At 42.3% G+C, this 15,946-nt stretch carries 7 protein-coding genes; 1 reads left to right on the top strand and 6 read right to left on the bottom strand.

From position 1 onward, the window contains the following. Positions 1 to 68: 68 nt before the first annotated feature. From C7I86_RS16055 to C7I86_RS18785, 6 genes are all read right to left on the bottom strand, one after another. Positions 69 to 5,384, bottom strand: coding sequence for a DUF4114 domain-containing protein (locus C7I86_RS16055; RefSeq protein WP_010874244.1), 5,316 nt, complete (start codon positions 5,382 to 5,384; stop codon positions 69 to 71). Positions 5,385 to 6,200: 816 nt separating this feature from the next. Continuing rightward, positions 6,201 to 6,827 carry a hypothetical protein gene (locus tag C7I86_RS16065; protein ID WP_223211307.1) on the bottom strand — a complete coding sequence of 209 codons (627 nt, stop codon included), beginning with the start codon at positions 6,825 to 6,827 and terminating at the stop codon, positions 6,201 to 6,203. 226 nt (positions 6,828 to 7,053) lie between these two features. Beyond that, positions 7,054 to 10,926: a hypothetical protein gene (locus C7I86_RS16070; RefSeq protein ID WP_010874246.1), complete on the bottom strand. Its 3,873-nt coding sequence runs from the start codon at positions 10,924 to 10,926 to the stop codon at positions 7,054 to 7,056. Positions 10,927 to 11,254: 328 nt separating this feature from the next. Continuing rightward, positions 11,255 to 11,698 (bottom strand): protein-lysine palmitoyltransferase, encoded by a 444-nt coding sequence (locus C7I86_RS16075; RefSeq protein WP_010874247.1) that lies wholly within the window; start codon positions 11,696 to 11,698, stop codon positions 11,255 to 11,257. A 49-nt stretch (positions 11,699 to 11,747) separates the two neighbouring features. Continuing rightward, positions 11,748 to 12,650, bottom strand: coding sequence for a GNAT family N-acetyltransferase (locus tag C7I86_RS16080; protein ID WP_010874248.1), 903 nt, complete (start codon positions 12,648 to 12,650; stop codon positions 11,748 to 11,750). Positions 12,651 to 12,860: 210 nt separating this feature from the next. Continuing rightward, entirely contained in the window at positions 12,861 to 13,001 is a 141-nt protein-coding gene (locus C7I86_RS18785) for a hypothetical protein (RefSeq protein WP_158299086.1), read from the bottom strand. A 517-nt stretch (positions 13,002 to 13,518) separates the two neighbouring features. Between C7I86_RS18785 and C7I86_RS16085 the strand changes: the two genes are divergently transcribed. Beyond that, entirely contained in the window at positions 13,519 to 15,669 is a 2,151-nt protein-coding gene (locus C7I86_RS16085; protein WP_223211308.1) for a peptidase domain-containing ABC transporter, read from the top strand. Positions 15,670 to 15,946 lie beyond the last annotated feature (277 nt).

Below are 15,946 nucleotides of genomic sequence, written 5' to 3' on the forward strand. Positions count from 1 at the left end.
TCCGAATCTTGGTTGGGAAAGGCGGCATGGACAGTGGTTAAGGGTTAGTTTTCTGGGGAATTTAATAACTAAATGTTCCCAGCAAAATCCAGACTGATGAGAAGATCGTTAAAGTCTCGATCGCCACCGCCGAATAGATCCTCAACTCCATAAAGGGATTGTCCAAGACGCATGAAGTGACTTTCGTTATCTGGATTGGCTTGGTCGTACATAAAGAAAGCGTTGACATTGCCTGGTTGATTACCGGGGTTTTGTTGGAGGAACTGCTCAGTGGTTCCATTGGAGATGAGGAACAAGCCGTAATTACCCCCTGCTTTTAACTGAGTGGTCGCCGTTTTTTGGGAAAAATTGTCTGGGGCACTAAAGGTGATGCCTCCAGTTAAAGGATCTCGACTCTGGGTCATGCGAACCGCCGCTTCAGCATAGCCCGCTTGCCCTGGCGAGAAATCGATTATGCCATCGTTATTGATATCAATATCCCCATTGGCATTAGCGAGTTTATACAAACCAAGGGTGTTTTGATATTCACCAGCACGATGGATTTGAATATCAGTGGCGATCGCCTCTCCTTGCAAACCGGGGACAACGAGGGGAAGGGTAAAAACTTCGACGGCATATTTCCCGTTGGGGGTGTCTGCGGAAATTTGGGTAAAACCCCGACCATCCTGGGTCACTGACAAATTCTCATCCTCAACAGAAAACATTTCGTTACTGTTCAAGTCAAGGATATAGGGAGTCAAACTATAAGCATCCTCAATGGTGACCTGGGAAAACGTACCGATGTCCTTATGTTCGGTGGAAGCCAGGGAATTACCGGAAGTAAGCACTTGTTGAGCCAGAGTTCGGTTTAAGGCCAAACCATCCGCCGGAGCGGCTTCCAAAACAGGGCTAAATGAACTCCGTTCACCGTTACGAAAAACCCCGGCTTGGGTTTCGAGGGGGATAAAAGCTGACCAACCTTCATCGGTGGGATCATAGGCACCGACCAGCCCCCGGAAATCATCATAATCAGTTTTAATAAAGCCGAACTCAAAATTGCCACTTACAGGCAAGGACACAGCCCGCACCGTCAATGGTATGGGTTGGCCAAATCCATTTAAAAACCCTGAACCACTCACAGGGGTTGCCAATCCTGGTGTTGTTGTCGCTAAAAGCCCGGACAATTCCACTTTGCCATCGGCCAGGCCATCTAGATCCGATGGTGCGCCGTCTTCAAGGTGGAGAAGAATTTGGTCAAATTTACCGTCATTATTGCTATCGATTAATTCAGCGCCGACGTTACCGTCAAATAAGAATTCAGTCCAAATATCAGTTGCCGGATCTTGTCTTAAAAAAGTATTTACTCCCTGGTGCTCCGGTAGTAGATCAATGGCGATCGTGCTGCTATCCCCTGGTTCAACGGCTAGACTTAGCTTAAAACCTTCAGAAGCAGTGCTATATTCCCAACCGGGAAGTGTGCTGAGGGTGAAAGTGGAAACATTCTTCAATGTATCTCCGAATTCATCCAGATTAAATTGTCCTAAGGAAGTGCCGACTTCTCCGGTTAAGAAGACAATGTCATGGGAATCTTCTATGGCAAGGGTGGCATCCCCGGCGGTGTAAAGGATAAAATTCCCGTCTTCATCTTTCCTTTGTCCTTGTTGTTGCCAGTCATCATTGAGATAGATGGTTCCGTTGTCACCTTCGATGCGGAGTATATTTCCATCGGGGGCGATCGCCAGGATGGCGGCTTGGTCAAGGACAACTTCTCCTGCATCGGCGAGTTGAAATATTTCAATGCCTTTAATGTTGATCGTCTCGCTTTCTGCCAGATTGAGCAATTGAATGCCCGCTAAAGTATCGGTACCTCCGCCACCGTCAATAAAATCGTCTCCTAAACTCCACCAGATGATGTCATCTCCGAGGCCGCCCAAAAGGGTATCATCACCTTCCCCGCCGATGATTATGTCATTGCCTTCTCCCCCATTTAAATGGACACCACCGAAACTGTTGTCGGGGGAAGCTTGCAAAAGGTCGTTTCCTGCTCCACCTAAAACTTTCGTGTAAGAACCCACTACAAAGGTATTATTTCCCCTCTCCATGGTGATAAGTTTAGGATTGGCATTGATAACCAGGTTGTCATCCCCTAGACTATCACCGTTTCCGGAAGCAACAATCAGGGAATTGAGGTTAATGGGATTATTTTTTTGGTACTCAAATATGTCGAAGTCTTCCGGTAAATTAATCACTTGAAGCTGTTCAAGGGAATACTCAAGCACCTGCACCCGTTGGGTTTCTAGATAAACATCACCGAATTGATTTTCAACTTTAAATTGCAGCCAATGTTCTCCTAGTTGGTCAACCGTCGGCTGCCAAATAAGTTGATTGGTTACTGGGTCATAGCTGGCCCCTTCCGGCAGAATTAGGGGAGTTACGGTTTCATTTTCAGCCTTGCTAACTTCACGGGTATAAGTTTCGCCCAACACCGCAACGTATTCCCACTCATCGCTCTCACCTAAGGCGATCGCCGCATCATAATTACCTGCCACCGCCAGGGATGTTTTCCCTACCGCCCCTAGGCGATCGTTATCGTCCACCGATTGAATTTGAAAGCGGTATAATTCCCCTTCGGTCAGGCCATCAACAATAAGTCTGTGATAGAAACGTCCATCTTCCTCTTCGTAAATAGTTACTAAGCCGGAAGTAGGTTGAATACCGCTAAAATCAGGGTCTAGGGGATTATCAAGAACTCCCGCAGGATTATTAGACCAGCGTACATTGTAGTACTGGGGCGTTGCGGTATCGCTCCAGGTTACCGAAAACTTACCGTCCCCAATCCAGTTGGCGCTGAGATCCTTAACAACGGGTAAATCATTGCCTTGGCCCAACTCAATGCCGCCAATGGGAAGGTTACTATCCGTTGCTGAACCAGTGCTTGTCGCCACACTGAGATCGCCAGTAAAATACCGGTCATTGGGTAAGTGCCCCTCACTTTCCGCCGATGCATACAAGTGGTAAACACTTTGGGGAACATTGCTTAAATCCCAACGGTAGCGGTAGCTTCCACTTGATTTGGGGTCGTGGTCAATTGTGGTGATGAGGAAACCATCTCCCCCCTTGCCATCGGTGTCCGCATAAAGATTAACTTTAATATTTTCGGCAAAGGGATCGCCAGTAACGGTGTAAAGAATGTCTACCCACTGGCGATTAGGATCCCGAGCAAATTGCTTAATTTCTGCAACGGGGGCGATGGAATTTTGAACCATTTTGATTTGAATTGGCCCGATATCATCCGACCGAACTTGCTCAACTGTCCAGGTTCCCGCTTCCGGTCTCGGAATGAAGAGAGAAGTCCCGAACTCATCACTAAACTCGTTCCAGAGCTTGACCCTAGTCCCTTGTAAATAATCTGCGTATCTGTAGACAGTTCCGCTGGGGGACCTCAGGTTAAACATCGCTGCTGGGGTCTCGTAGCGACCTCTTCTCAGCCACCGAATACTTACCGACGCCCATTCTCGCCCTTGACGGACATTAAAGGATTGTCTTGCTAGCTGATCGCCGGCGTTCTGCTCTTCATAAGCCGCTAGGGCTGATTCAGATGTGGCGAGTAAACCAAATTCATCAAGGGAATCCACCGTTGCTATGCCGCCAAATCCCTTAATATCCTCTCCCTTGACGATGCCAACCTTGCCGTCAAATCCGACCCTAAAGCCAATACTATCTTTGAAAAACAAAGTATTTACATCTACCCATCCCGCAACAAAACCATATTCAGGTCGAAACTGAGCTGTGGGGTGGTAGGGGGCAGCATACTTGATCATGGCGTTGGCCCCAGCAAGTTGTAGCCCACCTAAAAAGGGTATAAAAGTCGGTATGTTAAGCCTTGCCCCCGACCGAAGGCTAAAGTTAAGCCTTGCATCTATGCTGAACTCTCCATTTGTTGTTATTACGTCGAACGGCGTGCGGTAAGTGGTATTGGTTTTCAGTACTACTCCCGTACCCTTGATTGCAGCATCAAGGTTGAGGAAGGATCGACTCTCTGCAACTGGGAATCCCAGAATACTAATTTTGGCGGCTAGGTCAATGCCCACCGGAATTTTTAGTGTTACTGCTCCATCGATACGGACAGCACTGATGCCCTCACCTTTTTTGCTGCCCCCTAGCCAATCGGGGAAATCCACCTCAAATGATTGCCCCAGGGACACCGCAAGAGACCCGCCCAGATTGAAACTTTGCCCCGGAGCCAAGGGCGGAATATTTTCAAAATCAACCCCAATGCGCTGGAGGTAAATTTGAGATTCTGGTGTAGAAATCAAGGCATTCAGATTGTCTGCATAAAGACCAATAGTACTGATTCGAATATCAGCGATACCTCCTGCAGGATTTGTTGTAAATTCTGTTCCAATCCTGCCGCCCACCTTCAGGTTGTTCCAAGGACGAATCAGTATTTCACCAGCTACCGTCGCTTGTTTTTTGATTGAATTAAAATCAAAACTTAAAAGATTAATCCTAACAGCGCCGAAGTCAACGAATTCAATGGAAGCGAGAAAAACCGTTTGAACATCATTATCGAAAATACGGATAAATCGCTGGCCGGCGATATCGACTCCAATTTTTGCCATTTTGAACAAGTCAACATCGGCTTTCCCCTGAACTTGAACGTACTTGTCGATACTATTAATTTCTAGAGCTACTCCGGTAATACCACCAATCTTAATTGGTTTCTTCGGATCATCTGGTTTTCCTGGTTTTGGATCCCTAGGTTCAAAAGTTGGAATATTGAACGCACCCTTGTTTTTTTTCTGGTAGTACCAGTTGAAAGCATTGCCTAAATTGATATCCGGCAACTGGATACGTCCCCCGCTTATTGTCGGAGTGCCTCCAGGGAAAGTAAGATCAAAAAAAGAGTCAGTAGTTGGGATGTTGATACCGGGAAAGATATCTGGAGCCGCTCGATATGAAACAGCACCTGCATTGTTTTCACCATCAAAAAAAGTAATGTTTTGGTAATTGAGACCGATGATGTCCTGCACTGGATCATAGCCACCTTCAATACGGTCACTACGCTTTACTTGACCTACCAACTTATCTTTATTCTTCTCCGATAAAACATCATTAAAAGCGACAGCTCCCCGGAAAAGCCTGATGGGCTGAGGACCTGCAAGACTATAAAATGTTCCCAGGGCAGCTACATTTTGAATCTTTTTTCCATCTTTGTTTACATACTCTAAAACTTCGATGTAATTGCCATCACTGCGACGACCGTCCCCAACCTGAATTAATGCAGTACCATCCCAATAAAGCTTGACATCATCGTAGACCGATTTAGTTGCCTCTGTTCCATTTTCCAGGAAGACAGTTTTTTGTTCGAGTAAATTACCAGTAAATTTGAATTTGTTAGCCATGGCAAAGAAGCTCTTAACTTAAGTGTTAACAAGAATGGAAAAAGTATTAAGTTGCAGATTCTTAGAATCTTTGAAAATCGGGTCAATCATTCCCGGGTGAACGTCTCGAACAATTGTCTTAAATAAATCTAAAATTTAGACAGGCCCCTCTTCCCTTTGTTTTTTCACAAAAACCTGGGTTTCTGTCTTTTGTTAACCGTTATAAATGGCAGAGTGATTGAGGTAAAATCCAAATTTTTGGAAAAGTTTTTTATTAATGCTTTACAGATTTTACAAAAATTTAAACATTTACCCGGAGCCCTTGAGTTCTGTATTGAACTCGAGTCAACCACGCCCTGTAACCATAACACAAAGTTCACTTTTGGTCAAAATCATACAAATTTTAATTATTTTTAGCTATTTTCAACAACCTTAATGTTCTCTTAATATTCCCCTAGCATTTTTTTTGTAAAATTGACGTTATTTATATTTTTAAGCTTGCCTGAGATACACCTTTCTAAGGTGACTTTAGCTTGACAAATTATCCATGCCCGTGATTTGTTAATCAATTTCCCGAGCAATACGAAACGATTCTCGGTGCGGTAGGGGCAAATATTTCCGGAGGACAAAAACAAAGCTTGGCGATCGCCAGTGATTATGATAAGTAGATGGCCATTTTGCTGAACCTAAATCGGGGAATTATTCCCAACAATGAAACGACCCCAGGTAAAGCCATGGTGGTTAAGTTGATATCGCCTGGAGTCTTGTTAAAGTCGGCCACTATCAAAGGAGATATGTGGTCTCCGAGTCTGAAAATTTAACCCTATCAAAAAAACTTTATCGTCGGGCAAGCATTCTACGAATTTCAGCATTCAACTCACGGAAAACCCCCCTGGGACTGACTGCGTCTAACATCTCTACAATCAGCTTGGTTTGCCCCATGCTTAACTCTCGATTATTGGTAAGGGACTCTAATTTAACTTTGACAATATGATTACGAATGTCTTCCTCCGACGCTTTCTCCGCCACCATAGTTGAAACAATTTTACTGGAATTAGCAAATTGAATAAAATCCTTATTGAGCAAATCGTATGAAAGTTCGCTTTTTTTGTTAGTGTACGCTCTAACAATAGCTTCGTACTCTTGGCTGCAGACCGTTTCCAAGTCCTCGGGGCCATCATCTTCAACGGCATCGGGGGGATTTGTTGGAACAGAAACTGTTGTCGTTAACTTAACTTTACCCCGCTTAGAATAGGGCAACCCGGAAGTCAATTCCAAAGCTTCCCGAAAAGCTTCTACAGGAAATAAGTCAACCGGAACGTTCGCCGCAAGGTCTGGTTCCCCAGAAGCTTTATTGATGGTAGCTAATCCTGACTGATCAGCATCGTAACGCAAAATTACGACACCAGATTTACTTGGATCTTTCAGTTTTTGGCGATAGGCTACAGCTTCAATGGTGGACAACTCAACCAATTTAGTTCTGATCATTTTTAGGTATTTGTGATTGAGAAATGGTTCTGAATAATATCAAATATCAATTAACATATGACATTTTTAGGATATCATGGTCTACCAATTTAAAGTTCGATTTAATAAACAAAATATTCCAAAAAATGAAGTTTATATTTCAGATTGTTTGGAGTAGAGAATTATCAATTTGAATCAGTAACATCATAGACTTTAAATGTTATCAAGCTAATCCAGTTTCATTAATTGCAACTCCGAAAGCATTGAACTGAGCCAGGGCCTGGGAGGAGCCAGGGACAAAAACGTTAGAGAAAACCCAGTTCCAGTTACTATCCGCATACCAAACACCAATCTCTCCAGAGCTTTGGTTTTGCCAGAGCACCTGGTTGATGCCCTCTACTGTTTCCGCAGCCAGGGCTTGCCAGTTACCAATGTCATTTTCAAAAGCCTCCCCAAGGTAACGTAAAGGAGTCGTCAGACCATCCCCAGTTTGAACATGATAGCCAAAGATTCCTCGCAGGAGGCTAATAGAACCCTCGGTTTCCACGTTGGTGAGGCTGTCACCAATAAGTTGATCATTGTTGATGTCAATTTGGAAGGTGACCTCGGCATTAAGAGTCTTCAAAGAATTGGCCGACCAAGTTTCAGAGGAAATCCAATTCCAGTTGGCATCAGTATTCCAAATACCAACCTCCTCGATGTCGGGATTTCGCCAGAGAATTTGATTGATCCCGTTAATCGTTTCTGCCTCTAGGATTTGCCAATTACCAAAGGTGCCATTGACAAAGGGTTGATTCTGGTATTTAACTACCATTTGTGTCTCGTCAGACAATTTGACGTGGAAAGAGTTGGCTAAAATCCCAGCTTGAATATCATTGGCGATCGGAACAACAGATGAAAAATTTGGAGGCGAAGAAAAGTTTTTCTCAATACTTTCAAATAAAGATTTATCGAAAACAAAATTTTCAGTTGTTAAATTTTCTTCTTGAATATTTTGTAGGAGAAGAATGTCTTTTTCAAATAGAGAAATAATGAAATCATTACCCTCTTGCCTGGAGGTAAAACTATTTAACCCTAGGGGGAAAGGAAAATCCACAACCCCAATCACATCTTCTTCTGGATTAAAATCTGTAATGACATTAATTGCACTGGTACTAAACCTCTGCCCATATTCTTCAATCGCATCAAAACTAAGACCACCCTCATCAATGACATTTTCAACAATGTTAATACCTAATGTTCCATTGGGATCATCGTAAAACCAGAATTGGTCCTTGCCACTCCCCCCAGATAGAGTGTTACCCCCAGCAGAAATACTGGCATAAATCACGTCATTGCCCGCACCAGCAAAAACCTCTTGATTGCTATTGACGATAATTCGGTCATCGCCATCGGTTCCCATAACATCGCCACTGAGGGATAAGGACTGCCCTTCGCTCTGTAAACTAGTTATTTTCCTGCCACTTAATAGTTCTTCGGCACTAATACGTGGCATTGGGCTGGGAAAATTAAAATTAGGATCAAAGTTCCCAAAATCATCATTCCCCGGGCTGACATCAACTAAATCATCTTGCTCATCGACAATACTATTATCATTGTTGCCTATAACATTTTCAAACAAAGAATTATCAAAGGTAAAACTCTCGGGGGAAAGACTTTCAACATTAACACCTTGCAAAAGAGCGACATCCCTGGCAAAGAGGGAAATAATTGCGTCATTGCCTTCCTGCCTTAATTGGACATCATTAACTCCTACGGGAACAAGAAAATCAGCAAAACCAATTGAGTCTTCATCAATGTCAAAATCTACAATCACATTTATTGAGCCTTCACCGAACATATCGCCATAAATTTGGCGGATAAACCTCTCCTGCTCATTTGCATCAGCAATACCAACATTTACTATTTTTATTGTTTCTTTGAAACTATCAATTACTTCCGCTGCCTGATCGTCATAGAACCAGAATTGATCCTTCCCGATGCCTCCGGATAAGGTGTTACCCCCTAAGGATATTCCTGCGTAAATTTCATCATCGCCTGCGCCGGCAAAAACCCGTTGACCAAAATCCACAATGATTTCGTCATCTCCCCCTAAGGCTTGTATTTCGCGACTCTCAGAGTCGATAACAGTGACATGATCGTTATCTTCCGTGAGAACAAAGGGACTTCCCTGAATGTATGGTTCCGGAAACTGTTGGAGTGATTCTGGCTTGTCTGATTTGATATTAGGCAAAAATGTATAACTAATCATTCTCGCTTCCTTAATTCCATTAACTTCTTCTTCCACAACTTTTGAGACCATTTGTTCTATGTGGCGATTTGTTAAACCTTCTAAAATCACCCTCGGTTCTTCTGATTTCCCCTGGCCATCGCGAAAAACCAGGCCTCGATAATCTTTGTCACCAATCGTTAGATGCTGATATGTTACGGAATACCTAATCTTGCCCCCGCCGTTATCTAAATACAGAACATCTAGTCCAGGATCAAAGTCTTTAATAACGGTCATTTTATCTAAAATACTAGGCTCCTGGGGGTTTCCTGCACTATACTTACTGATCGTTGAAAATATTTCCACCCCTAGGATGCCCATTTCCAATGCTAACTCTGGAATTTTCCCTCCTGGAACCACTGCCCCGGCGACACTAAGTACCTTTAGTCCTACTTTCAATCCTTTCAGAGAAAGTTTCGTAATATCTGCCACCATGGCTTGATTAATCGCATCTTTTCTGGAAATAGCAACGGTGGAAACAATAAAAATATCGGCTTCACGCCTTCCAGACGTTTTAGAATTACCGTAAATCAATTGAACTTTGTCTTTTGTGTTGGCTGAAGTGGGTAGTCCTGCCAAAATAATATCTGTCCCATCTCCCGCCTCAATGGTATTAAACCCCTTACCCCCGTCTATGAAGTCACCGATTGTCGGGACAACACCTTCAGCGTTTTCTAGGGTTTTGATAAACTCTTTTAACTCTTTGACCTGCTCCTCTAAACCGGGTAAAACTACTAGATCTTCAATCGGAACGGAATTGTCTCCCCCTTGGATTAGATCGTCTCCGTCACCACCAATGAGAATATTAAAACCCTGTTCGCTGATTTCTCCTGAGACTTTGATTACATCGTTACCAGGACCGCCATAGGCAAAATTATGGCCTGTACCAACATCTATAAAATTATCTCCATGGAATTCTGCGGGGGGGATAAAGCTACCTGAAGGGTCGTAGCCTCCATAAATAATATCGTTCCCTTCTCCTCCATAAATCGTATCATTACCGGCCATTCCTTGTATGGTGTCATTCCCCAGTCCGCCCCAGATTATGTCTTGAGTGTATTGGAGGACACTAGACCAAAGACCATCATTAGGAAAATAAAACGAATCTCCATAAATCAAGTCGTTCCCAGGACCACCGTAAATTCTGTCAATGGCATCGCCAACCGAGGAAGGATAGGCACGAAGTCCCCAAAGAACATCATCTCCAGGGCCACCCTCGATGATGTCACTATTTTCTGCACCAAAAATAGTATCGTTCCCGTCTTCTCCGGATAAGTATTTCCGCCCGGCCATCCAATTGCTCGTTATTGTATCGTTTCCATTTCCTCCCCACGCTGAATCAAGTCCAGGACCAACGTCAATATAATCGTCTCCATCCTCACCCCAGATTTGATCATTTCCATGTTCTCCGAAAAGCCGATCATTGCCAGGGCCTCCCCAGATCTGATCATCTCCTCCTTCTGCGAGAATCATGTCATCACCTTCTTCTCCGTAAAGTTTATCTGCTCCATCAGGAGTTCCACCAGGAATCCAGTCGTGGTACCCCCCACGGATGGCGTCATTTCCAAAGCCGCCATAAATTGTGTCCGAATCCCCTTCACCTGAAAGAAAATCATCTCCGTGGTGGCCGTAGATGACATCGTTCCCATTCGCTCCAGATATGGTGTCATTGGCTCCTGATAGGCTGGAAAAATTTCGACCATGGACAAGATCATCTCCGGATTTTGCCCAAACAACATCGAATTTATGACGATCAGATGGTCTGAGATCGATGTTGTCAGCTGATTCCGAGCCTTGCCATATTTTCCCCATTTTGAAACCCTCCACTGGACTCTAATACTTTAACTAGATAAAACTAAACTTTAATCAGATAAAGTTTTAGCCAGATACAGTGATGCTTAATTTTTACTCAATAACCCTAACACATAAAACAGTAAAAAATGAGGTAAATGTTATGGGGATTACATTTGCACAACGAATTCTATTCTGATATCATGAAATCGCAACAATTTGGTAAATCATTCTGCTTCAGAACGTGTTTAAAAAACACCCAATATTGAGGGAGTTAGGGGATAAATAAAATTTTTAAACAGATTTTTAGTTGTGTTCTCAATCGAATAACTGTAAAATAATCTTTGTTTCTTAGATTATGCTTTTAGCAATAATAAGTTGCTACCCGTAGGACTTTTTTCCCATCTTTATCTAGCCTTAAACCTTTGACTATTTTATTGGGAAAGATATTGTTTTTCAGATCATGGACAATTTGTTTGGCATGACCAAAGGGTGCAATGAAGTAAAGAACATAAATGTTTTCTCCCGAGTTTCTCTCTTCGACACTTAAATTAATATCATTTTCAATAAGTTCTTTTTCTACTTGATCATTAATAAAAGCCCAACAAGCAAAGCCAATTGGCTTATTATCTTTAACTGTCCGATAGATTCGATATTGATTCAGGTAGATAGAGGGCAAAAGGTAATTTATAATAAAACTAACAGGATACTTGGCAAAGTTCTGTGAAGCCCCCATTAAAAATACAATTTCGCCCAGTATTTTTAGAGCGTTTTCATTGATAGCAACTGTATATTTATCAGCAGTCATTAACTGTTATCGAATAAAAAACTAAAATCATATTATGCAATATTTGTAGTCATGTTAAAAGTTTAGAAGCCCGCCACGCATATTTAAGATTGTCGAGATGGGGAGCAAGACGACGCTCAACAAAATTAACCATAGGATAGTTATCAATGTCGACTCGACAGGTTGCTTTAGGAGCATCTGGCGCAGTTTTAATTTGAATATTCATAGCCGTAGCAAGCATGATCAAACTTCGGCTGAGGGGCTGAAGAGCTGGATCGACAAACATCTGGGTGTAGCGAATGGTATCGGGGGCGATGCGATGGGTAAGCATCCAGCCAACAACTTCATCTTTGTAACGCAGGCCTAAGCTGTTGAGGGATTCTAACTTATGACTTTCCACAAAGGGATTAAATTTTTTAATGAGCGGATTGGCTTCCATTGTGTTTTTAATTGCTTCTGCATCTGCTTCGGTGAGGCTCGACCAAGGGAAAAGCGAAAACTGAGCAGGAAGCTTTGCTGATAACTTGTCGAAATTTTTCAAAAGACTGGCATTTTTTAACTTCCCCATATTTCCGTAGCAGATCAATGCCGTTTTTGCTGGTTTTTCCCAATTACAGCTTGCAAGCATTTGTTCGATAAATACCTTATTGGGATTATCGAGGTAACCTAAGGACACTTTTTCGCAACCACGATGTATTAGTTCATTTTCCAGCGATCGCAGTAGCGCAGCACCGATTCCCCGTTGACGATATTCGGGAATGACAAACAGTGAACAAATCTCGGCAACCTTTTTTTCCTCGCAGATAGCATCTTTAGCCAGAACAAGACCAACGGGATAGCTTTCAATTTCCAGACCGAAAGCTATCCAAGAATTATCCTCTGAGATATGCAGCAGATGAGACTGATAGGCTGGGTAGGTTAATTCTTTAAAATTTACAGCCGAAACACTGTCCAATTGAATTGGTTCATACATGGAAAATCAGCTCAAAAAGTTTTAGCTATAGTCACAATATGGACGGGAAAACATTTGCAAATATCATCCCTGACTATAAATCTAAAGAATCCAAATCCCCCCAAATAGGGGGAACTTAAAGTGGCAGTTAAATTTCATAAACAGCTTCTAAATCAAGCTTAGATAAAAGTAGGCACTAGAGTCCTAATTGATTTAGAGGTGTTACAAAGACTAATTTTTAATAAATGCGTTGAACAACATAGAACCGCCACAAACTACCTCTAACTCAGCGTCAGAGAGTTCGCGGTACTTGGGAGCAGAAGACTGGGATTTTGTTTCTTGACGTTGCACAGACTTTTCAACTTTAGACATGGGAGTATTCCTCAAAAATGTTTGACTAGTGAAATGAAGTTTGTCCATCCACATCAAAAGGCTTGATCAATAAAGTCAGCCTTATCGAACTAAATTGTTTAAAACAATTTCCTACGCGTTTTTAATGGCAGAGTCAGGTAACTTCACATTGTCACCACAGATTATAGCGATGCCACCACAAACAACCTCTAATTGAGCATCAGAGAGTTCACGGTACTTGGGAGCGGTGGACTGGGATTTTGTCTCTTGGACTTGTACGGACTTTTCAACTTTAGACATGAAATTTTCCTCGTATGGCACTAGTTAAATAACTAATCTTTGTACCATAACAGACGCAAATTAATATAAGATTAAATTAAGGTTAAATTAAAATTAAGTTTTCATTATTTTTTGTTTACCTGCATTATTGATAGAATGCGCTAACAATAAAAATTGTAGTTGTATCAACTACTACATTTGATTTGAGATGGTATCGCTTAAGCAAAATTTACTTGGTGTAAAAAATCGCATTACTTGCATGGCTAAATATCAATGGGTTCAACAACAGAGTGGTGAGGACTGTGCGGCGGCAAGTTTGGCGATCATTGCAAAGCATCACGGACGCAATATCAGAATTAATCGAATTAGGGCGCTGGTGGGGACTCGCCAAGGGGGAACCACTTTACTCGGGCTTAAGTATGGGGCGCAGGAACTGGGCTTTATAACCTCAGCCATCCAAGCAGAACCGGAAATTCTCGACGAATTGGATGAGTGGGCTTTACCGGCAATTATTTTTTGGAAGGGATATCATTTCGTTGTTTTGTACGGGCAGGAAAAAGATAAATACGTCATTGCAGATCCGGCGATCGGGGTTCGTTATTTAGACCGCCAAGAGGTAATTAAGGGGTGGCAAGGGGGCATGATGCTCCTATTAGAGCCAGATCCCAAAGGATTTATTTCTCAACTTGATGAAGATCCTGTTCATCCCGTTGATAATCTGCTCAAACGACTGTGGGAATATCGAGAAATTTTTGGCAAATTATTTCCCCTGAATTTGGCCGTCGGTATTTTTTCCTTATCTACACCCTTATTACTTAAATTTTTAACGGATAGCGTTCTGACTAAATCAGATACCCAAAAATTAACCTGGGTTGCCATTGGCGTTATTTTGATTACAGTGGTTAATGCTATTTGTTCATTTTTACAATCCAATCTCGTTGCCTCCTTTGCGGAAGAATTGCAAAAAGGTCTCAAGCTAGAATTTGGCCTGCAAATCTTGAATTTGCCCATTACCTACCATGAAGCCCGTCGCAGTGGTACGGCAATTCGTCGTCTTTCCGATATTCAACGGATTAATTTATTAGTTTCTCAGTTAGTTATTGATCTCCCCATCAAGACATTTATTGGTCTTGTGGCCCTTGGTTTTATCGTCTTTTATAGTTGGCAGTTAGCGGCAATCGTGGCGGCGATCGGGGGCATTATGACCTTATCAACCATTGCTTTTCAGCCCATTGTCCGCCAGACAACCTATCGTTCCATCACTATGGCGGGGGAAAATGCTGGACTCCTGGCTGAATCATTTAATGGAGCCTTGGCCACCAAAACAACGGCGGCTTCTCCCCAATTATGGCTAGAAATTCAACATCGCTTGCAACGGGAATTTAAGCTTAATTACCGCACTGCTCAAATTCGCATTATCAACAATACTTTTTCGCAATTAATGGCGGGGATAGGCACAGTAATTATGCTGTGGTATGGCAGTGTTTTGGTTTTTGGCAATCAACTCAGCATCGGTCAACTTATCGCTATCTATGGTCTGCAACAAAGTTTTTTACTTTTGATTACAACTTTAGTGCAGTTTTTTACCGATTTCACCCAAGTTAAAGCTATCACTCGACTCCTGGCGGAGTTATTTGAGTACGAACCAGAAAATCAAGGGGATGATCTCAAAGACCCCATTGAAATTTCTCCCCAGGACGACATTGATTGTCAAAACATTAGTTTTTATTATCCCGGTCGAGTCAAGTTGATAGAAGATTTGTCCGTTACCATCCCCGGCGGCAAAGTTGTCGGCCTTATCGGAAAATCAGGCTGTGGGAAAAGTACCTTAGCAAAAATTTTAACCGGTCTTTATTCAGTGCAAGCTGGGGAAATTAACATTGGGAACCATAGTCTCGGGGATTTTTCCTTGATCTGCCTACGAAAACAGGTAGTGTTAGTTTCCCAAGATGCTTTTTTCTTCCATCGTTCCATTATTGACAATTTCCGTTTAAGCTCACCAGATATTACTTTGGAGCAAGTTATATCAGCTTGCCAAATCGCCCAAGCCCATGAATTTGTTAGTCAATTTCCAGAGCAATATGAAACAATTCTCGGTGCGGTGGCGGCAAATATTTCCGGAGGACAAAAACAACGCTTGGCGATCGCCAGGGCAATTGTAAACGATCCAGCGGTTTTGATTCTAGATGAGTCAACAGCTAATCTTGATCCGGTGACGGAAGCTGAAGTACTCAATAGTTTGCTGACCAAGCGCCAAGGAAAAACAACGATTTTAATTAGCCATCGTCCTAAGGTTATCAATTGTGCAGATTGGATTATATTTTTAGAATCGGGAAAGGTTAAATTTAGCAATACAATAAAAAAATTTCGTTCTGAATTTGGAAATGCCTCTGATTTTTTATCCCCTTAAACAAGATATAAAAGCATTATCAATTCTACTTTACGAGATTTTATTTGCTATCAAAATAGTATTAAAATCAAGAAAATTACCACATTATCCCAAGATCACTGGACATTAAAGATCGGCGGCGAAGTCAAAATTTATCATAAAAATGTATTAACTTATAATATTGCAGCAAATTTTCTGATTAATCTCTCAACAACCTCCGACTGGAGACTAACGAAGAGGCGGATACGTAGGCATTGATCGCCGATCAACTATATCTTTGAGGGTATGATTAGTGGGA

The sequence above is a fragment of the Synechocystis sp. IPPAS B-1465 genome, assembly GCF_003015225.1.
Taxonomy (GTDB): domain Bacteria; phylum Cyanobacteriota; class Cyanobacteriia; order Cyanobacteriales; family Microcystaceae; genus Synechocystis.